This is a genomic window from Microbacterium algeriense, from assembly GCF_008868005.1.
Classification (GTDB): domain Bacteria; phylum Actinomycetota; class Actinomycetes; order Actinomycetales; family Microbacteriaceae; genus Microbacterium; species Microbacterium algeriense.
On record NZ_WAAO01000001.1, the window covers coordinates 701542 to 722396 of the forward strand.

A 20855-nucleotide genomic window follows, 5' to 3' on the forward strand; every position below is an offset into this window, starting at 1 on the left:
TCGCCCGTTCATCCGAGGAGCATCCATGTCGACGCCTGAAGCCGCCGTCTCCGCCGCACCCGCCCGCACCGCGCACCGCCGCCACTACCTGATGTGCCGTCCGGAGCACTTCACGGTGAACTACTCGATCAACCCGTGGATGGAGCCCTCGCGGCCCACGGACACCGCCAACGCGGTGGCGCAGTGGCAGAAGCTGTACGACCTGTACGTCGAGCTCGGACACGAGGTCGAGCTCATCGAACCGCTGCCCGGCTACCCCGACATGGTCTACACGGCCAACGGCGGCTTCCTCATCGACGGCCGCGCCTACGTGCCCGAGTTCCGGTTCGTGGAGCGACAGGGCGAAGCCCCCGCCTTCGCCGACTGGTTCCGCGCCGCCGGCTACGACACCGTCATGCCGAAGGAGGTCAACGAGGGCGAGGGCGACTTCCTGCTCGTGGGCGACGTGATCCTCGCCGGCACCGGGTTCCGCTCCACCGGCGACAGCCACCGCGAAGTGGGTGAGGTCTTCGGTCGCGAGGTCGTGTCGCTCAACCTCACCGACCCGCGCTTCTACCACCTCGACACCGCGATCGCCGTGCTCGACCCCGTGCAGGGCCTGGAGAACGGCGGACCGGAGCGGGCGAACATCGCCTACCTCCCCGGAGCCTTCGACGACGCCAGCCGTGCCGAGCTGGAGAAGCGGTTCCCGGACGCGATCCTCGTGTCCGACGAGGACGGCGCGGTGTTCGGCCTCAACTCGTCGAGCGACGGCTACAACGTGATCATCTCGCCGCGGGCCAAGGGCTTCGAGAAGCAGCTGCGCGAGCGCGGCTACAACCCCATCACGGTCGACCTCTCGGAGCTGCTCCTCGGCGGCGGCGGGATCAAGTGCTGCACGCTCGAACTGCGGGGTGCGAAGTGACCCTTCGACAGGCTCAGGGACCCATCGAGGGCGCTTCGACGAGCTCAGCGACCCAGGGGGGCGGCTCAGCGACCCAGGGGGGCGGCTCAGCGACCCAGGGGGGCGGCTCAGCGACCCAGGGGGGCGGCTCAGCGACCCAGGGTGGCGGGGCCGCGAACCGGGCGGAAGCGCACGTCGCGCACAACTACCACCCGCTGCCGGTCATGATCGCGCGGGCCGAAGGCGCATGGGTGACCGACGTGGAGGGCAAGCGCTACCTCGACCTGCTGGCGGCGTACTCCGCCGTGAACTTCGGCCACCGGCATCCCGCGCTCGTCGCCGCGGCCACCGAGCAGCTCGGCCGGGTCACGCTCGTCAGCCGCGCGTTCCAGAGCGACCGCCTCGAGCCGTTCGCGGCCGCACTGGCCGACCTCGCCGGCAAAGACCTCGTGCTGCCGATGAACACCGGTGCCGAGGCCGTCGAGACCGGCATCAAGGTCGCCCGTGCCTGGGGGTACCGGGTCAAGGGCATCGCCCAGGGCAAGGCGCGCATCATCGTCGCGGCAGGCAACTTCCACGGACGCACGACCACGATCGTCAGCTTCAGCGACGACGAGCAGGCACGCGACGACTTCGGCCCCTACACACCCGGCTTCGACGTCGTGCCGTACGGAGACGCGGAAGCCATCGCGGCGGCGATCACCGACGACACGGCCGCCGTGCTCGTGGAGCCGATCCAGGGCGAGGCCGGGGTCGTGATCCCGCCCGAGGGGTACCTGCGCCGGATCCGGGAGATCTGCGACGAGAAGAACGTCCTGTTCATCGCGGACGAGATCCAGGCCGGACTGGGCCGCGTGGGCGAGACGTTCGCGTGCGACAGGGAGGGCGTCGTGCCCGACCTGTACCTGCTGGGCAAGGCGCTCGGCGGCGGCATCCTGCCCGTCTCCGCGGTGGTCGGGAACACCGATGTCCTCGGTGTGATCCGCCCGGGTGAGCACGGCTCGACGTTCGGCGGCAACCCGCTGGCCGCGGCGGTCGGGCTGCGCGTGGTCGAGATGATGCAGACCGGCGAGTTCCAGGAGCGGGCGCGCGCACTGGGCGCCCACCTCGACGCCGCGCTGCAGCCGCTCCTCGGGAACGGCGTCGCGGCTGTCCGCATCGCGGGGCTGTGGGCCGGCGTCGACATCGACCCTGCGAAGGGGACCGGACGCCAGATCGCGCAGAAGCTCCTCGACCGCGGCGTCCTCGTCAAGGACACGCATGGCCAGACGATCCGCATCGCGCCGCCGCTGGTGATCCGCGCGACCGAACTCGACTGGGCGGTGGAGCAGCTCAAGCTCGTGCTCGCCTGATCTCCCTCGGCCGACCCACCCCCTCGCGCGCGAACCGCCCCCTCAGGGGTCGCCCGCAAGGGGGTGAGTCAGCCAAAGGAGCCGTCTCAGGCAGGCGGCGAGTCGGGATCGAGGGTCTTCAGCGTGTCTTCTTCGGCGGCGTTGTCGGCGTCGAGCTCGTCTTCGGTGCCCTCGTCTCCGCCGAGCGCGGAGCGGTGGCCCTGTCCAGCGTCGCCCTGGATGGCGCCGCCGGTCGACTCGCCGCGGGACGCGTCGCCCTGGATCGCGCCGCCGGTGCCGTCGCCCTGGCCGGAGTCCTCATCGGGAACGCCGACGCCCGGGGCGCCCTCGGCGGGGTCCTGCGGGTGGGGTGTGCTCTCCATGTTCTCGTCCATGCCCCCACCGTAGGAGCGCGGATCGACCCCGTGGAGGGCGTTGACAAAATCCGCCGGGAGGCTCAGGCTTCGAGATCGGGTCTTCTCGGCGTGCGGATCGGGGTCGTCACGGCCGCCTCGTCGCTGAACTCGATCGGATCGGGGCGATCGATGACGCTCAGCGGTCGCGTCTCGTCGAGGGTCAGCAGGAAGCGGCGGTTGTCGTCGCGACGCAGGCGCCCCGAGGTCGCCACCCAGATCACGCCGATCGCGCAGGCGATGAAACCGGCCGTGCCGCCGAGCATGATGGCGGCACGAGGACCGAACGTGTCGGCGACCCAGCCGGCGATGGGCGCGCCCACCGGCGTCGAGCCCATGATGACGGCCATGTACAGCGCGAGCACGCGGCCGCGCAGGGCCGGATCGGTCGTGATCTGCACGTAGCCGTTCGCCGTGGTGAGGAGCGTCACGATCATGAAGCCCGTGAAGGTGAGGGTGACGGCGTAGGAGGCGTAGCTCGGCATCGCGGACGAGACGAAAGCGGCGATCCCGAATCCTCCGGCCGCGAGGATCACGACACGCACCCGCGCCCGGTCGCGGCGAGCGGCGAGCAGGGCGCCGATCAGCGAGCCGATGGCGAGCACCGAGCTGAGCACACCGTAGCCGTCGGCGCCCGCCCCGAACTCCAGCGCCATGGTCGAGGCGAAGATCGGGAAGTTCATGCCGAAAGCGCCGATCAGGAACACCGTGACGAACACGACCTTGAGGTCGCTGCGTCCCCACACGTAGCGGAACCCGGCGGCCAGACCTCCGCGGTTCCTGCTCTTCAGCCGCGGGGCGAGCAGGCTGCGTCGCATCAGCATCAGGGCGAGCAGCATCGCGAGGAACGTCGCCGCGTTCACGATGAACACCCAGCCGGAGCCGATCGCGACGATCAGGAGTCCGCCGACGGCCGGGCCCACCATGCGGGCCAGGTTGAACGAGGCCGAGTTGAGGGCCACGGCGTTCGAGGTGTCGCCCGCCGAGACCATGTCGGAGACGAACGCCTGCCGCGCAGGGGCGTCGAAGGCGTTCACGATGCCGAAGCCGAGCGCGAAGCCGAACATCATCGGCAGGGTCATCAGATCGTTGAGCAGGAGCACGCCCACCGCGATGGCCAGCGCGAGCAGCGCCGACTGGGTCGCGAACAGGATGTGCCGCCGGTCGAAGCGGTCGGCCACCCATCCGGTGAGGCTCACCAGCACGAGCGGAGGCCCGAACTGCAGCGCCATGGTGACGCCCATGGCGGTGGCGTCGTTGTCGGTCAGCTCGGTGAGCACCACCCAGTCCTGGGCGGTCGCCTGCATCCACCCGCCGACGTTCGAGATCAGGGCGCCGGCGAACCAGATCCGGTAGTTGATGTTCGCGAAAGAACGGAACATGGCGCTCATCGCTCGACCGCCCTTCGCATCAGCGCGCTGGCTTCGCGGAGGGTCGTCAGCTCCGCCTCCGTGTAGTCGACCTCGCGCAGCATGTCGGCCAGCAGTTCGTCGCGCCGGCGGATCGTCTCGACGACGATCGCGGCTCCCGCATCGGTGATCTCGACCTGCACGCGGCGGCGGTCGTCCTCATCCGGCGTGCGCGCGACGAAGCCCTGCTCCTCGAGCCCGTTGACCGTGCTGGTCATCGAGGGCGCCGTCACCCGCTCGCGCTCCGCGAGGGCGGAGATGGTGCGTCGACCGTTCATGCGCAGGTCGGCGAGCACCGCGAGCTGCGCATCGCTCATGGAGTCGGCGGCGCGAGCGCAGCGGAGGCGCCGGGCCAGGCGGAAAGTGGCCATGCGCAGGTCTGTGGCGGTGAGGTGGAGGGATTCATCGGACGCAGACATTACTTAGATAGCCTATCTAATCTCCGCCGTGACCGACAGGGCAGGGGAGTGCCTCCGCACGCGGCACAATGGAGGGGTGACCCGAACGCTCGCGCTTGAAATCGCCGTCCAGGACCCCGCCGGAGTGCGCATCGCCCGAGAGGTCGGCGCTGCGCGCGTCGAACTCGCGACCGCCCTCGCTCTCGGAGGGCTGACGCCGTCGCCGGCCACGCTCGAGCTCGCGGTCGATGCGGCTGGAGCGGACGGCCCCGAGGTGCACGTGCTGGTGCGCCCGCGGGCCGGTGGCTTCCACTACGACGCCGACGAGCTCGCCGTCGCGGAGCGCGATGTGCGTCACGCGATCGCCGGCGGCGCCTCGGGCGTCGTGATCGGTGCGCTGGATGCCGACGGTCGCCTGGACGTGTCGGCGATGGCACGGCTGCGGGATGCCGCGGGCGGCGCGCCCGTCACCCTGCACCGCGCGATCGACGTGACGGCCGATCCGGTCGCGACGCTGCAGAGCGCCCGCGAACTCGGACTTCGCCGGGTGCTCACCTCGGGCGGCGCGTCCGCCGCGATCGACGGCATCGACACGCTCCGCGCGCTCGTCGCCGCGGCCGAGGGCGAGATCGAGGTCATGGCGGGAAGCGGCGTCGACGTCGCCAGCGCCCCGAAGCTCGCGGCCGTGGGCGTCGACGCGATCCACTTCTCCGCCAAGCGCGCCGTGACCGAGGACGGCGGCGTGCGCATGGGCTCGGCCTCCGACGGGGTCGGCGGCTACGAGGTGACCGACCGCGACATCGCCTTCGCGATCCGCGACGCCCTGGCCCGGTAGGCACCCGCGACGCGTGGTCGGTAGGCTCGCAGCGTGATGGATACCCGTGAGTTCACCGATGCCTACGGTGTCGACATCGTCTACGACGTCCATCCCGCCGAGGGGACACCCCGCGGCGTGGTGCAGCTGCTGCACGGCGTCGGCGAGCACGCCGGCAGGTACGGTGCGCTGATCGCGGCCCTCACCGGGGCCGGGTTCCACGTGTACGCCGACGACCATCGCGGGCACGGTCGCACCGGGATCCGCCAGCACGGCGGCCCCGAGCGGCTCGGCCGGCTCGGCAAGGGCGGACTGCGCGCGGCGAAGGACGCCATCTGGCAGCTGACCGGGATCATCCGCGAGGAGAACCCCGACCTGCCGCTCGTGCTGCTCGGCCACTCCTGGGGCTCGTTCCTCGCGCAGATGCTGGTCAACGACCACCCGGAGGCGTGGGATGCCGTCATCCTCTCCGGCTCCGCGCTGCGGACGCCGGGCTCTCTCAACGCCGCGCCGCTGAACACGCGCTGGGCCGCCGAGGGGGCGACGGGCCTGGAGTGGCTCAGCCGCGACCCCGCCATCTGGGCGGCGTTCGCCGACGACCCCCTGACCACGGACGTCCCGCTGCTCAAGCTCTTCGGCCCGATCGAGGCCGCCCGGCTCTACGGCCGCCCCGCGAAGAACCTGGGCCGCGACATCCCGATGCTGCTGCTGGTCGGCCGCGACGACCCCGTAGGCGGACCGCGCAGCGTGCACAAGCTGGCCGACGAATATCGCAGCCGATCCGGGCTGACCGACGTCACGACGCTCGTCTATCCCGATGCGCGGCACGAGATCTTCGCGGAGCTGCAGCAGGACGAGGTGCGCGCCGACGTGCTCGCCTGGCTCGACACGCACATCCCGTCGCGCTGAGAACCCTTCCCGGGCTTCCCGGGTGTGACGCGGCGTTACGCGCGGTGAAGGCGTGTGACGCGAGGCCATCCGGGTGCGGAGCGCCGCCGTAGATTCGGGGCAGTATTCCGCGTATGAGCGAGGATGCGCCCGCGCGGCGCTGCCCTCGCGGGGGAGGATCCGCTCGATGAGCTTCGTCAAGGACTGGCAGGACTGGCATGCGTCGCGCGAGCGCTATGCGGGCTCGGAGTACGGTCCCTCGGCGCTGGAATCGACGAACTGGCTCATCACCGAGGCCGCCGCGGTGGACGGCATCCCCGGGCTGTGGGCCCTCACCGGCGATGGCGGCATCCGCGGCAGCGAACTCGGACAGGCGGGGTCGACGGTCACGCTGCGCGGCACGGAGAGCATCCGGCTCGGACGACGCGAGCTGCGCGTGTTCGAGCGCCACGGCGCTCTCGCCCTGCGCGTGCTCAACCCGGCGCGTCCGCAGCGCGAGTGGTTCACCGCGATCGACGCCTACGCGCCGGATGAGCGGTGGCGACTTCCGGCGGTCTTCGAGGAGACCCCTGATGAGCAGATCGTGATCACCTCGGTCGACGGCGATGCCAGGGAGACACCGGTCGCCGGACGGCTGCGGTTCGAGCTCGCGGGGGCGCCGCAGACGCTGACCGTGACCAGGAACGGCCGTGGGGCGCTCGGCGCCGTCTTCGCGGACGGTACCAACGGGCTGGAGACGTATCGCTTCCGGTTCCTCCCGATCGACGAGCCCGCCGATGACGGGACCGCGGTGATCGACTTCAACAGGGCCTACCTGCCGCCATGCGCGTTCTCCGACCAGTTCGTGTGCCCGCTCCCTCCGCCCGGGAACCGCTACTCGACGCCCATCCGCGCGGGGGAGCGGGTCGTCGTGCTCGGCGGCTGACCCGCCGGATCGGGGCCGGCGCGCCTTAAGCTGGAGGCGTGCACGGAGAATACAAGGTCCCAGGTGGAAAGCTCGTCGTCGTCGACCTCGAGATCGAGGACGACCGGATCGCCCGCTTCCGTCTCGCCGGGGACTTCTTCCTCGAGCCCGACTCGGCATTGGACGACATCAACGAGGCGGTGAACGGCCTCCCTGTCGAGTCCGACGCGACCGCCATCGCCGCCGCCGTCCGCGGAGCGCTTCCCGAGGGTGCCCAGCTGCTCGGCTTCACTCCCGAAGCCGTGGGGACCGCCGTGCGCCGCGCCCTCGTCACCGCCCCCGGCTGGCGTGACTTCGACTGGGAGATCGTGCACGACAAGGCCGTCTCGCCGCGGATGAACCTCGCCCTCGACGAGGTCCTCACCGCCCGTGTGGGCGAGGGGCGTCGCCGTCCGACCCTGCGCATCTGGGAGTGGAACGAGTCGGCCGTGGTGATCGGGTCGTTCCAGTCGTACCGCAACGAGGTCGACCCCGAGGGCGCGGCCACGCACGGCTTCGACGTCGTCCGTCGCATCTCCGGCGGTGGCGCGATGCTCATGGCGGCTGGTCAGATCATCACGTACTCGCTGTACGTGCCGGCCTCCCTCGTCGCGGGCATGACGTTCGCCGACTCGTACGCGTTCCTCGACGACTGGGTGCTGCAGGCGCTGCGATCGCTCGGCATCGACGCGATCTATCAGCCGCTCAACGACATCGCGAGCCCCACAGGCAAGATCGGCGGCGCCGCGCAGAAGCGGCTCGCCAACGGAGGAGTGCTCCACCACGCGACCCTCTCCTACGACATCGACGGTCAGGTGATGACCGAGGTGCTGCGCATCGGACGAGAGAAGCTCAGCGACAAGGGCACCGCGTCGGCCGCCAAGCGCGTCGACCCGCTGCGCAGCCAGACCGGACTCGAGCGCGCCGAGATCATCGAGCGGTTCAAGGACACGTTCCGTTCGCTGACCGACGCCGAGACCGGCTCGATCACGGACGACGAGTACGCCGACGCCGAAGCGCTCGTGGAGTCGAAGTTCGCCACCGACGCGTGGCTGCATCGGGTGCCGTGACGACCCCGACCCCGACGACCTCTTCGACCCCTTCGACCCCTTCGACAGGCTCAGGGACCCAGGGGGAGGGCTCAGGGACCCAAGGCCCTTCGACAGGCTCAGGGGCCCAGGGGGAGGGCCCTTCGACAGGCTCAGGGGCCCAGGGGGAGGGCCCTTCGACAGGCTCAGGGACCCAGGGTGAGGGCTCAGGGAGCCAGGGGGAGGGCTCGGGGACCCGAGGGCGGGTGTCGATCATCGAGGGGGACAACCTCACGGTCGCGGCGACGCTGCCCTCCGGTTCCTTCACGCTCGTGTACCTCGACCCCCCGTTCAACACCGGGCGCACGCAGGGCCGGCAGGTCGTGACCGCCCGACGGACGGTCCTCGCACAGGATCCCGCGGAGGCGACCGGGGAGGCCCTCGATCCGGAGGCTTCCGCTCCGGACGCCGAGGTGCGGCACGGGTTCCACGGCCACGCGTACGAACGGGTGCGCGGGATGCTGCGCGCCTATGACGACCGGTTCGACGACTACGGGACCTTCCTGATGCCACGGCTCGAGGAGGCGTGGCGGCTGCTGGCCGACGACGGAACGCTCTACCTGCACCTCGACTACCGCGAGGCGCACTACGCGAAGGTCATGCTCGATGCCGTGTTCGGGCGGGACTGCTTCCTCAACGAGCTCATCTGGGCGTACGACTACGGCGCCAAGTCGCGCCGTCGCTGGCCCACCAAGCACGACACGATCCTCGTCTACGTGAAGAACCCGCGGGAGTACGTGTTCAACTCCGACGAGGTCGACCGGGAGCCCTACATGGCGCCGGGTCTGGTCACGGCCGAGAAGGCCGCGCGCGGCAAGCTCCCCACCGATGTGTGGTGGCACACGATCGTGCCGACGACAGGACGGGAGAAGACCGGCTACCCGACGCAGAAGCCGGAGGGGATCCTGCGGCGCATCGTGACGGCGTCGAGTCGCCCCGGCGATCGCGTGCTGGACCTCTTCGCCGGCAGCGGCACGACGGGAGCCGTGGCGTCGGCGCTCGGACGCGAGGCCGTGCTCGTGGACGACAACCCCGAGGCGGTCAGGATCATGACGGCGCGGATGCCGCACGCCGAGGTGCGCGCGGCCGACTCCTGAGGCCCGGCGCCTCGCCGCTCCCGGAGTGCGAGGCCCGACGCCGCTCAGGACGAGGGGGTGAGGTAGATCTTGCGCAGGGTCTCGGTGACGGTCCAGGTGGTGCGCATGCCGGCGGCGAGGCGCACCACGGAGCCGGGACCGACCTCGAGCGGAGGAAGCGCGGGAGACGTGAAGTCGATGCGCGCCCGTCCGGACAGCACCACGAACACCTCGTCGGCTTCGGTGTCGGTCGCGGTGCCGGGTGTCATCTCCCAGACGCCGATGCCGACGCCGCCGAGATCCCCGAGCTCGTGCACCGCGGTCGTCGGGTCCCCGGAGAGCACCTCGTCGACCGGCAGCGGTTCATGCGAGAGCGGCAGCGTCGTGGCATCCACTCCGGCGCCGGCGGCGAGGGCGCTCACGAGTCGAACCCCATGCCGAGTGCATCGAGCGTCTTGAGGAACAGGTTGCGCCTGCCTTCGTTGTGGTCGGCCCGGTTCATCGCGGCGCGCACCAGATTGACGCCGATCGAGGCCGCGGGCTCGGGCGGGAACGGGATCGGCTTCTCGCGCACCATCCGCAGCTCGGTGCGCTCGGTCCGCTCGCCGGAAAGCTTGTCGAGCATGACGTCGGCGGCGAAGCGGGCCGCTCCCACGCCGAGACCCGTGAAGCCGGTCGCATAGGTCACTCGCCCCTTGCGGGCGGTTCCGAAGAACGCGCAGAACCGGCTCGACGAGTCGATCGCCCCGGCCCAGCGGTGTGTGAAGCGCAGGCCCTCCAGCTGCGGGAACGTCGTGAAGAAGTGCGAGGCGAGCGTGCGGTGGCTCTCGATGCGGTCCTCGTACTCCGGGCGGATCCGGCCGCCGAAGTGGTAGATCGCGTCGTAGCCGCCGAACAGGATGCGGTCGTCCCCGGTGAGCCGGTAGTAGTGGAACTGGTTCGCGCTGTCGGCGAGCCCCTGTCGGTTCGACCAGCCGATGGAGGAGAGCTGCTCCGCCGAGAGCGGCTCGGTCATCAGGACGTAGTCGTACACCGGCACGGTCATCAGCCGGTTGCGCTTGAGCAGCGAGGGGAAGACGTTGGTGGCGAGCGCCACGGCGTCCGCGATCACGCGGCCGTTCGGGGTGGCCAGGGTGATCGGACCGGACCCGTCGCCATCGATCGCGCGGACGATGCTGTGCTCGTAGATCTCGACGCCGAGGTCGACGGCCACGCGGGCCAGCTCCACACCGAGCTTCGCGGGGTGCACCAGTGCGCACCCGTCGCGGTCCCAGTCTCCGGCGAGGAAGGTCTCGGAATGCACCTCGGCCTGCACGGCTTCGCGGTCGAGGAAGCCGGGCTCTTCGCGGTACCAGTCCACCTGGTGCGGCTCGACGGCGACGGCCAGCTGGCCGGTGCGCTCGAACTCGGCATCCATGCCGTAACGCTCGATCGTCTCCTCGATGCCGTCGAGGTTGGCGTGGCCCAGCTCTTCGAGCCGGTCGATCTCCTCCGGCCAGCGGTTCACTCCGTTCTCGTGCCCGTGGGTGAGGCTCGACTCGCAGAAGCCGCCGTTGCGACCGGACGCGGCCCACGCGATGCGCGAGGCCTCCAGCAGCACGACGCGGCGTCCGGGGTCGCGCTCCTTGGCGCGCACCGCGGTCCACAGTCCGGCGTACCCTCCGCCGACGATGGCGAGGTCGGTGCGGACAGTGCCGTTCAGCTGCGGGTGCGTCGGTCGGTCGACATCGTCGAGCCAGAACACCCGCAGGGCGGTGTCGCGGAGCGAGGCGTCGATGACGCCCGCTGCAGGCCGCTGGCGTTCGAAGACGGTGGTGCCCATGGTGTCCTCCGAGGTGTGCGGTCGCGCGTCAGCGCGTGCCCCAGTTGTAGAGGTCTTTGTAGAGGCCGGCGTAGAGCATGCTCTCGGTGTGCGCGACACCGGGGATGGTGCGGATGCGGGTCGCGATGAGATCGAGCAGGTGCTCGTCGCTCTCGCACACGGCCTCGACGAGGATGTCGAAAGCGCCGAGGGTGACGACCACGTACGCGAGTTCGGGGATCGCCGTGAGCTCTTCGGCGATCGTGCGGGGATCCCCCGAGACGCGTATGCCGATCATCGACATGCGGTGGAAGCCGAGCTGCATCGGATCGGTGACCGCGACGATCTGGATCACGCCCGCCTCCGTCAGCCGTTGCACGCGCTGGCGGGCGGCGGCCTCGCTGAGTCCGACCTCCCGGGCGATCTCGGCGTAGGGGCGGCGTCCGTCCTCCTGCAGCAGCTCAACGATCCGCTTCGAGATGTCATCGAGGGCGGGATGGGACGACTTCGCGCTCATGTGTCGATATTGTCACCGCCGAACGGTCTGCGCAACCGATTCAGTCGTCGCGTCCATTCTGATCTTCAGATTCCGCAGGGGAATCGATACCATGACCTCATGCTCAGTCAGCTTCTGAAGGATTCCGCGCCGCTGCAGAACTTCATCGGCGGGCGCTTCGTGCCCGCGCATGGCGAGGGGCGGATGCCTCTCATCGACCCGGTCACCGAGGAGACCTACGGTGAGCTCCCGGTCTCCGAACCCGGTGACGTGGATGCGGCCTACGCCGCCGCATCCGCCGCCTTCCCGCTCTGGCGCGACATGACGCCGGCCGAGCGGCAGCTCGCGCTGTTCCGCATCGCCGACGACATGGAGGCCCGCGCCGAGGAGTTCGCGGATCTGGAATCGCAGGACACCGGCAAGCCGCGGGGGAGCCTGGTCGCCGACGAGATCATGCAGTCGGTCGACCAGCTGCGCTTCTTCGCCGGCGCCGCCCGCAGCCTCGAGGGCAGGGCGGCGGGGGAGTACCTCGCCGGGCACACGTCCTTCGTGCGGCGTGAGCCCGTCGGCGTGATCGGGCAGGTCACGCCCTGGAACTACCCCCTGAACATGGCCGTCTGGAAGATCGCGCCCGCGCTCGCCGCCGGCAACACGGTCGTGCTGAAGCCCGCCGAGTCGACACCGCTCACCACGCTGCTGCTCGCTGAGATCGTCGCGCAGCACACGCCCGCCGGCACCCTCAACGTCGTGCTCGGCGACCGGGACACGGGCGTCGCGCTGGTCGAGCACCCGACACCGCAGATGGTCGCGATCACCGGCTCGGTGCGGGCCGGCATGGCGGTCGCGCGCTCGGCGGCGAACGACGTCAAGCGCGTCCACCTCGAGCTCGGCGGCAAGGCTCCGGCGATCGTGTTCGCCGACGCCTCGATCGAGAAGGCGGTCGAGGGCATCATCGCGGGCGCCTTCTTCAACGGCGGACAGGATTGCACGGCGGCGACCAGGGTGCTGGTGCACGCCTCGCGGCACGACGAGTTGGTGGCGGCGCTGGTCGAGCGGGCGCGCACGCATGCCCGCACCGGAGGTCCGCGCGAGGAAGGGGTGCTCTACGGGCCCCTGAGCAGTGCGGCGCAGCTCGCGCAGGTGCAGGGTTTCATCGATCGGCTGCCCGCCCACGCGACGATCGAGACCGGCGGTCGCCGCCAGGGCGATCGGGGGTACTTCTGGGAGCCCACGATCGTGTCCGGGGTGCGACAGGACGACGAGGTCGTGCAGGGCGAGATCTTCGGACCGGTCCTCACCGTGCAGGCGTTCTCAGCCGATGACGAGGCGCTGGCGATGGCGAACGACGTGCCGTATGCCCTGGCGGCATCGGTCTGGACGACCGATCACGCGCGGGCGATGCGGTTCTCCCGCGACCTCGACTTCGGGTGCGTGTGGATCAACACGCACATCCCGTTCGTGTCGGACATGCCGCACGGCGGATTCAAGCACTCCGGTTACGGCAAGGACCTCTCGCAGTACGGCTTCGACGACTACACGCGCATCAAGCACGTGATGAGCGCGCTCGACTGACGCGGAGCCGTGGGCGGGACGAGCCGGGCATGGAGGCTCAACGCAGGGGCTTCACCCGACGATGCTCGCTCATCGTGAGCTGCGGGCGCTCCTCGATCTTGATGGCGCCGTCCTCCACCCAGCCGTGCCGGGCGTAGAAGGCGTCCGCGCGCTCGTTGCCGTCGAGAACCCACAGATAGGCACGTCGGTATCCGGAGTCCGAGATGCGCTGCTCGGCGGCTTGGAGCAGCGCGTGCCCCGCGCCGGTCGACCAGGCCGAGGGGTCGGCGTAGATGCCGTACACCTCGCCGTCCGCGAGGCCGTCGGGGTCGCGGCCCGATCCGAACGACGTCCACGCGACGACCTGTTCGTCCCGCGTGGCGACGAGGAGTCCGAGCGTGGTCGGCAGCGGGTCGGCGATGTTGCGTCTCCAGCCGTCGGCCCGCTCGGTGATCGAGAGGCCGTCGAGGACCGACTGATCGATGAGCCCCCGATACGCGGCCTGCCAGGAGCGGACGTGCACGCCCGCGATCTCGTCGGCGTCTTCGGTGCGGGCGTCGCGGATCACCAGCGGGCTCATCCATCCACCCTAGAGGGCGGGCGGAGGCGAGGTCGCAGTGGCGCCGGACGCGTCGATCAGCTCACGTTGTTCTGAAGCCACGGCATCGGGTCGACGGGCACGGTGTTGATGTGGACCTCGAAGTGCAGGCAGGAGCCGAACACGTATCCCGTCGATCCGACGTCGCCGATGTACTGACCGGCTTCGACGCAGTCACCCACCTCGACCGCACGGCTTCCGTAGGTCATGTGCGAGTACACCGTGCTCACGGCCTGACCGTCGACGATGCTCTCGATCTGGATCGTGACGCCGTAGCCCTGGTAGCTCTCGGTGGAACGGGAGACGCAGCCCTTCATCGCGGCATTGATCGGGGTTCCGACGCCTGCCGCGAAGTCCTGGCCGAGGTGCGACCGTCCCGGGCGCGAGGCGCCGAAGCCGTCGCTGAACGAGTAGCTTCCGTCGGCCATCGGCATGACGATGCGATCCGCGACCGGGATGTCGATCGCGCTGCCCAGGGGCATGCCGGCCGCGACCGCAGCGGCAGCGGCGCGGGAGCGGGTCTGCTTGATCTCCTCGGGCGTCGTCGCCGAGAAGCTGCCGCGCGGAGCGATGTCGACGCGGATGCCGTCGTTCGCCGTGTACGACTGGGCGATCCCGTCCGCGCTCACGGCGACGCGCGCGGTGTCGTCCTGAGCCACGGCGGGCTCGATGGCCGGCAGGGCTGCTCCGGTGATGAGGGCGCCGACGGCGAAGGTCGCGCCGAGCGCCTTGGCCTTCGCCCACGGGCGCTGGGGCTGGGCGGTGCGAGAGGGGGTGCGAGGGAGACGGACGCGAGGCCGAGACGCGCGGCCCCGCTCCGGCTGCGGCGGGGTCTGCGGCTGCGGCTGCGGCTCTGCGGGCTGCGGCTCTGCGGTCGCGGAGCGCCGCAGGTCTCGCCGGAGGAGCGGTCGAGGGGAGGCGGGATTTTCGACGGGGGCGTCCGACGCGTTTCGGGCGCGCTCGGGAGGCAGGGAGTTCGTGGCGGGATCCTTCCGGGAAAAGCAGGCGTGCACGGCAGTCGATCCCCCCGGATGCCACCGTTACCGTTCTGTAACCTAAGCGACGCACCCGGGGGTCGTCAAATCGAGCGGGGGCCGGATCGCGCCGTCGTGCCTGTCGACGCGTGCGGGACGATGTGGCAGGCTGGGCGGGCACCGGCGCACGGACCAGACCCAGGGAACACATGTCCAGACCACTCGCGGGACCGCAGGGCCTGCTTCGCACGCTCAACGGTCGCGCGATCCTCGAGGCGCTGGCCGGCAGCGGTCCGCAGACCCGGGCGGAGCTGATGGCGAGGACCGGCCTGTCGCGCACGGCGGTCACCCAGGTGCTGCGGATGCTGGAGGCGGCGGGAGCCGTCGCCCCAGCCGGGGTCGACCGCGACACGAGGGGCCCTGCCGCCGGACGGGTCGCCCTGCACCCGAGACTCGGGTTCGCCGCCGCCGTGCACGTCGACCACCATGCGGCGCATGTCGTCCTCGTCGACCCCAGCGGCGCCGTGCGCGCAGAGGAACACGGCGACTTCCCGCCCAACGGCGATCGCGTCGCGCACATCGTCGCCCTCGTCGAGCGCTGCCGACGCGGAGTGCGGGCCGCGAAGGAGGCCATCCACCTCGCCGTCGTCGGCGTCCCCGGGATCGTCACCGCCGACGGGGGCATCCGCGACGATCTGGGCCCGGACGGCGGGGCGTTCCGATCGGCTCTCGCCGCCGCCCTCGGCTGCCCGGTCCGCATCGAGAACGACGTCAACCTCGCCGCGCTCGCCGAACTCACCTCCGGCGCCGGCGGCGACCTCTCCAGCTTCGCGCTCCTGCTCCTGGACGATGGACTCGGTGCCGGCATCGTGATCGACGGCACCCTGCACCGGGGCTTCTCGGGAGTGGCCGGCGAGGTCATGTACCTGCCGCAGACGCCGCTGCCGATCGGAGCGCCGGTCGTCAGCGACGCCGTCGTCGGGGACCTCGCGCTCGGGGTGGGCAGGGATGCCGACGCCCCTCTGGCGGAGCACCTGGAGGCGGCCGCCCGCGGAGACGAGGCCGCGAGCCGCATCATCGCCGAGATCGGCAGACGCATCGTGCTCGTCGCCGGCAGCGTGGGTCTCGTGCTCGATCCGGAGGCTTTCATCCTCAGCGGCGAAGCCGCGCACCCCGCCCTCGTCGCCGCGGTCGATCGGGTCGCCGGCGAATACGCCGCCCAGCTCCCGCTGCGGTTCCGCGTCTCGTCCTTCGGCCCGGAGGCCCCGCTGATCGGCGCGATCAGCGAAGCGGGGTCCGCGCTGCGGAGCATGCTCTTCTCCCGCATCCTCACCCCGGCGCCCCGAGCCGGTCGGTGAGCGTCCCCCTCCGCACCCGACAGGATCCGCGATGACCGCTCCCTCCGACCTCGCCGACCGTCTCGGCCTGCCGCCCGGCGCCAGGGCGATCATCCTGAACGCGGACGACTTCGGCATGTGCCATGCCGCGAACACCGCGATCGTCGACCTGCTCGCCGGCGGCGGCGTCGACTCCGCGACCGTGATGGTCCCCTGCTCCTGGTCGCCGGAGGCCCTCGCCTTCGCGGCTTCCCGCGCCGACCTCGACGTCGGGGTGCACCTCGTGCTCACCAGCGAGTGGTCGCGCTATCGGTGGCGCCCGCTCACGGGTTCTGCGACCAGCCTCGTGGATGATTCGGGATTCTTCCCCGCCGATGTCGCCGCGGTCGAGCGGAACGCGCACGAGGATGACGTCGCCGCCGAGATCTCCGCGCAGCTCCAGGCCGCGCTCGATGCCGGCGTCGACGTGACCCACCTCGACAACCACATGGGCTCGGTCTACGGCCTCATCACCGGGCGCGACTTCCTCCGTCCGGTCTTCGAGCTCGCGGCTCGGCACGGTTTGCCGTTCCGGCTTCCCCGGCGCATGGACGGCGTCGGCGAGGACCCCGCGCTGCAGGCACAGCTCGACGGGGCGGCTGCCGCGGCGGACGCGTTCGGGGTCGAGATCATCGATCGACTCTGGTCGCACCCCTTCGAGCTCTTGCGGGAGGGCTCGCCGGATGAGGAGACGTACGAGCAGGTGCGCGACGGGTTCATCGCCCTGCTGCGCGCCGTGCCGGCCGGCGTCACCGAGATCTACCTGCATCCGATGGTCGACGACGAGGAACTGCGCGCCGCGGTCGACTTCAGCGCGGCGAAGCGCGGCTACGAGGCGCGACTGCTCCGGGACCCGGCGGTGCTCCAGGCCGTGGCGGACGAGGGACTCGTGCGCATCGGCTGGCGCGCTCTGCGCGACCTGCAACGGGGGGCCGCCCAGTGACGTCGCTGAGCGAGCGCCTGCGCGACCGTCGCCTCGACGCCGCGCCCCGCCGCGCGCAGACGATCGCGTTCGGCGCATCGGGATTCCCCACGCAGCTGATGTCGCAGACGTTCTCGGCCTTCGTCGTCTACTTCTACGTGTCGCATCTCGCGGTGCCTGCGGCCTGGGTGGCGGTCGCGATGATCGCCCACGGCATCCTGAACGCCGTGCTGAACCCGATCGTCGGAGCGCTCTCGGACCGCATCCGCACGCCCTGGGGTCGCCGCATCCCGTGGATCGGCCTGGGCATCGTGCCGCTCGTCGTCGCGTTCGCGCTCGTGTGGATGCCGCCGGAGCTGCCGGCCGCCGGGCTCATCGTGTGGTTCCTCGTCGTCGTAGCCGTGTACGACGTCGCCTTCGTGGTGGTCGTGCTGAACATCTCGGCGCTGTTCCCCGAGATCTTCCGCACCACGGAGGAGCGCGCGCGGGGCAACGTGCCCCGACAGATCTTCGCGATCCTCGGGATGGTCCTCGGCACGGCCGGTGCCCCCGCCCTGTACAGCGCGCTCGGCTGGCCGGGGATGGCCGTCGTCCTGGCCTCTGTGTGCCTGGTGCTGCTCGTCTGGTCGTTCTTCGGCGGCATGATCGAGCGACGCGTCCCGGAGGCGTCGTCGGAGGCGATGCGCTGGCGCGACCAGCTCACGTACACGTTCCGCAACCGCGCATTCGTGCCGTACGTCCTCGGCTCGCTGTGCGTGCAGACCGCGATCGCGGTGATCCTCGCCGCCGTCCCGTTCTATGTGCGGTACTCGCTGCACGCGGCGGAGGGGGAGGGGAGCCTGCTGCTCGGGGCGATCTTCGTCACCGCGATCCCCTCGATCGTGCTGTGGAGCGCGGTGGTCCGTCGCACGTCGCCGCGGACGGCGCTGCTGTGGAGCGTCGCCGTCTTCGGTGTCGCCGTGCTCGGGTTCCTCGCGCCGTCGGACGTGCTGGGGGCGGCGCTGGTCGGCGTCGCGGTCGGCGTGGGCGTCGGGGGGCTGCTGCAGCTGCTCGAGGTCGTGCTCGCGCAGATCATCGACGAGGACGCCGTGCGCACCGGTCACCGCCGCGAGGGCGCCTACTTCGGGGTGAACGGCTTCGTGGTCCGCGGCTCCGTCGTGCTGCAGGCCGTGGTCGCCGCGGTGGTGCTGACGGCCTCCGGTTTCGACGCCGAGCTGGGGGACGCCCAGCCGGATGCGGTGGACGGCGCCATCCGGCTCATGCTGGCCGTCGTCCCTGTCGGCTTCACCGCGCTCGCCTGGCTCTGCTTCTGGCTGTACCCCATCCGCACGCGCGACCTCTGACACCGCCTCCGCGCTGTGTTTCGGAATACCGATGTGGGATGAGGGTCATCGGCCGACCCCGCCGCGCGTCGCGTGTTGGATGGGGGCGGCGGCCTGACCGGGGACGAGTGCGCGAGCACCGTTCCCCCACCGATGCGGAGTGACGACAGTGACCGAAGCGGGACGCGTCTCCGGCGATGTGCAGGTGGTCGCCGTGGACGATCTGTTCTTCTCGATGACCGATGATCGAGGGATCATCACGCACGCGAACACCGGGTTCGTGAAGTACGCACGGCATCCGCCCGCGCAGCTGCGAGGAGCGCCGCACAACATCATCCGGCATCCGAAGATGCCCGCGGGGGTGTTCTTCCTCATGTGGGAGACGCTGCGAGCGGGGCGGCCGTTCTCCGGCTACACGTACAACCTCGCCGCCGACGGCAGCACCTATTCCGTGTACGCCACCGTCACGCCGATGGACGGCGGCGGGTACCTCTCGGTCCGCCTCTCCCCGCAGTGTCCGGAATGGGAGAACACCGCGAACGCGGTCTACGCGACGGCCAGACAGCAGGAGGAGCAGCTGCGCTCGCAGGGGCTCCCGCGCCGCGACATCGCGCGCCGGGGAGCCGAGCATCTCGGCGCGCTCCTCCGTGACGCCGGGTTCGCGTCCTACGAGGAGTTCCAGTGGGCGACGCTCCCCGCGGAGATCGCCCGGCACGACCAGCTGTCGGTCGGGCTGCCGTTGCGCCCGTCCGCCGCGGGGTCCGAGGCCGCAGACGCCCTGGAGCTGGCGCATCACCTGCGGGGCGCGCTCGACAGCTGGTTCGGGGAGCAGGCCCTCCTAGCCGAACTGTCCGAGTCCCTTCAGCAGGTCGGTGCGAAGCTCGGGGTCGAACTCGGCGCGACGCTCGGCGGCGACGACGATCTGCTCGCGGTCCACGCGGCGAGCGATCCGCACTTCCGCGAGGCGCTGCAGGTGTGGACGCAGATGCAGCCGATCGTCCGGACCTCGGTGCGTGACCTGACGAAGACGATCCATCAGCTGCGCCTCGAGAGCGAACGCACCCGGTTCTCCGTCGCGCTCGCGCACCTGCAGGCGACGATGACGGCCACGTTCCTCGCCGAGGTCGTCGATCGCGGCGCCGAAGGCCGCGGATCCGTCGAGGAGGTCGTCTCCCTGACGGCGGCGCTGCGCCAGGGCCTGCGGGCGATGCAGGCTCAGACCGCCGCTCACCGAGCGCTGACCGCGAGCGCGATCAGCGCACTGGAGCGGACCTCGTCCATCATCAGCATCCCCCGGACCCTGCTGCTGAACTGGGCGTCCGAGGCTCCGGCCGTGACGGCGACCGGGGCGGGAGCGGCGATCGCGGCGGCCGTCTCCGAAGCCATCCATCGCACGGGAGGGACGTTCGCCGAGTTCACCGCTCTCGCCCGGCGGTGTCACGCGTCGGGACAGGAGCACGATTCCACGAGAGTCGGGGAGCTGCTCACGCGCCTGGAGGAGTCGGCGGCGCGATTGGGTGTTCCGCGGCCGGCTCCGGACGAGCGCTGACCGTCAGACGCGAGCGGCCTGCCGCGCCTCCCACCCGGTGCGCACCATCTCGTCGACGGTGTACCGCATCCGCCAGTCGAGGTCGCGGGCGGCCAGCTCGCCGGTCGCCACGATGCGGTCGGGGTCTCCGGGGCGACGCGGCCCGATCTCCGGCTCGAAGTCGATGCCCGTGACGCGCGCCACGGCATCCATGATCTGCTTCACGCTGAGTCCATCGCCGGAGCCGAGGTTGTAGGCCGCTTCGATGGGCTGGCCGGCCGTGAGGCGCTGGGCCGCTGCGACGTGGGCGGCCGCGATGTCGCCGACATGCACGTAGTCGCGCACGTTCGTCCCGTCCTCCGTGTCGTAGTCGTCGCCGTTGATGCGCGGGGTCTTCCCCGCGAGCAGCGCCTCGAAGACGATCGGGAAGAGGTTGTGCGGGCTGACGTCGTAGACGGTCGGATCGGCGGATCCCACGACGTTGAAGTACCGCAGCGAGGTGTGCCGCAGCGGGTGCTCCGAGTCCGCCGTCGCGATCGCCTGGTCGCGCAGCAGCCATTCGCCGATGAGCTTGGACTCGCCGTAGGGACTCGCCGGCTTCTTCGCCGTGTCCTCGACCACGAGAGAGACGTCGGGGGTGCCGAACACGGCCGCGGATGACGAGAACACGATGTTCGCGACCCCGGCGGCTTCCATGGCCTCGAGGATCACGCGGGTGCCCTCGACGTTCTGCGCGTAGGTGTGCAGGGGGCGCTGCACCGAGACCCCGGCGTACTTGAAGCCGGCGACGTGGATCACGCCCTCGGCCTCGTGCTCGCGCAGCGTCCTCTCGACCAGAGCGCGATCGAGGATGCTGCCCTGCACGAAGGGCACGCCCTCCGGGACGAACGAGGCGACGCCGCTGGACAGGTCGTCGAGCACGACCGGGGGAAGGCCGGCCTCGGCGAGGGCCCGCACGACGTGCGCACCGATGTAGCCGGCGCCGCCGGTGACGATCCAGGACATTGCTCTCCTCTTCCCCTGCCGCGGCGGCGCCACGGTCGG

21 protein-coding genes are annotated in these 20855 nt (G+C 70.9%); 12 read left to right on the plus strand and 9 right to left on the minus strand.

What is annotated here, in order from left to right; genetic code table 11:
* The first annotated feature begins 25 nt into the window (after positions 1 to 25).
* Both ddaH and rocD read left to right on the plus strand, forming a co-directional pair.
* Entirely contained in the window at positions 26 to 904 is an 879-nt protein-coding gene (ddaH, locus tag F6A08_RS03350; RefSeq protein ID WP_017204173.1) for a dimethylargininase, read from the plus strand.
* Positions 901 to 2235: an ornithine--oxo-acid transaminase gene (rocD, locus tag F6A08_RS03355; protein WP_151458614.1), complete on the plus strand. Its 1335-nt coding sequence runs from the start codon at positions 901 to 903 to the stop codon at positions 2233 to 2235. The genes ddaH and rocD overlap by 4 nt, the downstream gene beginning before the upstream one ends.
* Positions 2236 to 2321: 86 nt before the next feature.
* Here rocD and F6A08_RS03360 read toward each other — a convergent pair whose 3' ends face one another.
* The 3 genes from F6A08_RS03360 to F6A08_RS03370 all read right to left on the minus strand — a co-directional run bounded on the left by F6A08_RS03360 (position 2322) and on the right by F6A08_RS03370 (position 4407).
* Positions 2322 to 2609, minus strand: a complete 288-nt coding sequence (locus F6A08_RS03360; protein ID WP_017204175.1) for a hypothetical protein — start codon at positions 2607 to 2609, stop codon at positions 2322 to 2324.
* Positions 2610 to 2671: 62 nt separating this feature from the next.
* The gene (locus tag F6A08_RS03365) at positions 2672 to 4009 is read right to left on the minus strand and encodes an MFS transporter (RefSeq protein ID WP_151458615.1); all 1338 of its coding nucleotides are present in this window, start codon (positions 4007 to 4009) and stop codon (positions 2672 to 2674) included.
* 5 nt (positions 4010 to 4014) lie between these two features.
* Positions 4015 to 4407, minus strand: coding sequence for a MarR family winged helix-turn-helix transcriptional regulator (locus tag F6A08_RS03370; protein WP_192576673.1), 393 nt, complete (start codon positions 4405 to 4407; stop codon positions 4015 to 4017).
* Positions 4408 to 4531: 124 nt separating this feature from the next.
* Between F6A08_RS03370 and F6A08_RS03375 the strand changes: the two genes are divergently transcribed.
* From F6A08_RS03375 to F6A08_RS03395, 5 genes are all read left to right on the plus strand, one after another.
* Entirely contained in the window at positions 4532 to 5269 is a 738-nt protein-coding gene (locus F6A08_RS03375) for a copper homeostasis protein CutC (RefSeq protein WP_124896470.1), read from the plus strand.
* Positions 5270 to 5305: 36 nt separating this feature from the next.
* A complete protein-coding gene (locus tag F6A08_RS03380; protein ID WP_151459090.1) occupies positions 5306 to 6157 on the plus strand; it encodes an alpha/beta fold hydrolase in 852 nt (283 codons plus the stop codon).
* A 166-nt stretch (positions 6158 to 6323) separates the two neighbouring features.
* On the plus strand, positions 6324 to 7061 hold the full coding sequence (locus F6A08_RS03385; RefSeq protein WP_017204180.1) for a DUF1684 domain-containing protein: 738 nt from the start codon (positions 6324 to 6326) through the stop codon (positions 7059 to 7061).
* 38 nt (positions 7062 to 7099) lie between these two features.
* Entirely contained in the window at positions 7100 to 8149 is a 1050-nt protein-coding gene (locus F6A08_RS03390; RefSeq protein WP_151458616.1) for a lipoate-protein ligase LplAB, read from the plus strand.
* Positions 8150 to 8373: 224 nt separating this feature from the next.
* Positions 8374 to 9264, plus strand: coding sequence for a DNA-methyltransferase (locus F6A08_RS03395; RefSeq protein ID WP_151459091.1), 891 nt, complete (start codon positions 8374 to 8376; stop codon positions 9262 to 9264).
* 44 nt (positions 9265 to 9308) lie between these two features.
* On the opposite strand, the gene F6A08_RS03400 is transcribed toward F6A08_RS03395, so the two are convergent.
* Genes F6A08_RS03400 through F6A08_RS03410 form a run of 3 tightly spaced genes read right to left on the minus strand, consistent with a single transcriptional unit; the run spans position 9309 to position 11561 of the window.
* On the minus strand, positions 9309 to 9665 hold the full coding sequence (locus F6A08_RS03400) for a cupin domain-containing protein (protein ID WP_017204183.1): 357 nt from the start codon (positions 9663 to 9665) through the stop codon (positions 9309 to 9311).
* Complete coding sequence (locus F6A08_RS03405; RefSeq protein ID WP_151458617.1) at positions 9662 to 11065, minus strand: NAD(P)/FAD-dependent oxidoreductase; 1404 nt, start codon at positions 11063 to 11065, stop codon at positions 9662 to 9664. Before F6A08_RS03405 ends, F6A08_RS03400 begins: the two co-directional genes overlap by 4 nt.
* 28 nt (positions 11066 to 11093) lie before the next feature.
* Positions 11094 to 11561, minus strand: a complete 468-nt coding sequence (locus F6A08_RS03410) for an Lrp/AsnC family transcriptional regulator (protein WP_017204185.1) — start codon at positions 11559 to 11561, stop codon at positions 11094 to 11096.
* A gap of 99 nt (positions 11562 to 11660) precedes the next feature.
* On the opposite strand from F6A08_RS03410, the gene F6A08_RS03415 reads away from it, so the two are divergent.
* Positions 11661 to 13112, plus strand: a complete 1452-nt coding sequence (locus F6A08_RS03415; protein ID WP_151458618.1) for a gamma-aminobutyraldehyde dehydrogenase — start codon at positions 11661 to 11663, stop codon at positions 13110 to 13112.
* A 37-nt stretch (positions 13113 to 13149) separates the two neighbouring features.
* Here F6A08_RS03415 and F6A08_RS03420 read toward each other — a convergent pair whose 3' ends face one another.
* Positions 13150 to 13671: a GNAT family N-acetyltransferase gene (locus tag F6A08_RS03420; RefSeq protein ID WP_151458619.1), complete on the minus strand. Its 522-nt coding sequence runs from the start codon at positions 13669 to 13671 to the stop codon at positions 13150 to 13152.
* 56 nt (positions 13672 to 13727) lie between these two features.
* Positions 13728 to 14702: a M23 family metallopeptidase gene (locus F6A08_RS03425; RefSeq protein ID WP_225855717.1), complete on the minus strand. Its 975-nt coding sequence runs from the start codon at positions 14700 to 14702 to the stop codon at positions 13728 to 13730.
* A gap of 170 nt (positions 14703 to 14872) precedes the next feature.
* On the opposite strand from F6A08_RS03425, the gene F6A08_RS03430 reads away from it, so the two are divergent.
* The 4 genes from F6A08_RS03430 (at position 14873) to F6A08_RS03445 (ending at position 19832) form a co-directional block, all read left to right on the plus strand.
* Complete coding sequence (locus F6A08_RS03430) at positions 14873 to 16021, plus strand: ROK family transcriptional regulator (RefSeq protein WP_151458620.1); 1149 nt, start codon at positions 14873 to 14875, stop codon at positions 16019 to 16021.
* Positions 16022 to 16052: 31 nt separating this feature from the next.
* On the plus strand, positions 16053 to 16982 hold the full coding sequence (locus tag F6A08_RS03435) for a polysaccharide deacetylase family protein (protein ID WP_124896462.1): 930 nt from the start codon (positions 16053 to 16055) through the stop codon (positions 16980 to 16982).
* Complete coding sequence (locus F6A08_RS03440) at positions 16979 to 18304, plus strand: MFS transporter (RefSeq protein ID WP_017204191.1); 1326 nt, start codon at positions 16979 to 16981, stop codon at positions 18302 to 18304. Before F6A08_RS03435 ends, F6A08_RS03440 begins: the two co-directional genes overlap by 4 nt.
* 139 nt (positions 18305 to 18443) lie before the next feature.
* A complete protein-coding gene (locus tag F6A08_RS03445; protein WP_151458621.1) occupies positions 18444 to 19832 on the plus strand; it encodes a PAS domain-containing protein in 1389 nt (462 codons plus the stop codon).
* A gap of 3 nt (positions 19833 to 19835) precedes the next feature.
* On the opposite strand, the gene galE is transcribed toward F6A08_RS03445, so the two are convergent.
* Positions 19836 to 20816 carry a UDP-glucose 4-epimerase GalE gene (gene galE, locus F6A08_RS03450; protein WP_124896459.1) on the minus strand — a complete coding sequence of 327 codons (981 nt, stop codon included), beginning with the start codon at positions 20814 to 20816 and terminating at the stop codon, positions 19836 to 19838.
* Between the last annotated feature and the right edge of the window lie 39 nt (positions 20817 to 20855).

Bases quoted from the DNA above. Each gene is read 5' to 3' on its own strand.
- F6A08_RS03430 (WP_151458620.1), top strand. From the start codon at position 14,873: ATGTCCAGACCACTCGCGGGACCGCAGGGCCTGCTTCGCACGCTCAAC.
- F6A08_RS03370 (WP_192576673.1), bottom strand. From the start codon at position 4,407: ATGGCCACTTTCCGCCTGGCCCGGCGCCTCCGCTGCGCTCGCGCCGCC.
- ddaH (WP_017204173.1), top strand. From the start codon at position 26: ATGTCGACGCCTGAAGCCGCCGTCTCCGCCGCACCCGCCCGCACCGCG.
- F6A08_RS03435 (WP_124896462.1), top strand. From the start codon at position 16,053: ATGACCGCTCCCTCCGACCTCGCCGACCGTCTCGGCCTGCCGCCCGGC.
- F6A08_RS03360 (WP_017204175.1), bottom strand. From the start codon at position 2,609: ATGGACGAGAACATGGAGAGCACACCCCACCCGCAGGACCCCGCCGAG.
- F6A08_RS03385 (WP_017204180.1), top strand. From the start codon at position 6,324: ATGAGCTTCGTCAAGGACTGGCAGGACTGGCATGCGTCGCGCGAGCGC.
- galE (WP_124896459.1), bottom strand. From the start codon at position 20,816: ATGTCCTGGATCGTCACCGGCGGCGCCGGCTACATCGGTGCGCACGTC.
- F6A08_RS03410 (WP_017204185.1), bottom strand. From the start codon at position 11,561: ATGAGCGCGAAGTCGTCCCATCCCGCCCTCGATGACATCTCGAAGCGG.
- F6A08_RS03405 (WP_151458617.1), bottom strand. From the start codon at position 11,065: ATGGGCACCACCGTCTTCGAACGCCAGCGGCCTGCAGCGGGCGTCATC.
- F6A08_RS03365 (WP_151458615.1), bottom strand. From the start codon at position 4,009: ATGTTCCGTTCTTTCGCGAACATCAACTACCGGATCTGGTTCGCCGGC.
- F6A08_RS03415 (WP_151458618.1), top strand. From the start codon at position 11,661: ATGCTCAGTCAGCTTCTGAAGGATTCCGCGCCGCTGCAGAACTTCATC.
- F6A08_RS03420 (WP_151458619.1), bottom strand. From the start codon at position 13,671: ATGAGCCCGCTGGTGATCCGCGACGCCCGCACCGAAGACGCCGACGAG.
- F6A08_RS03380 (WP_151459090.1), top strand. From the start codon at position 5,306: ATGGATACCCGTGAGTTCACCGATGCCTACGGTGTCGACATCGTCTAC.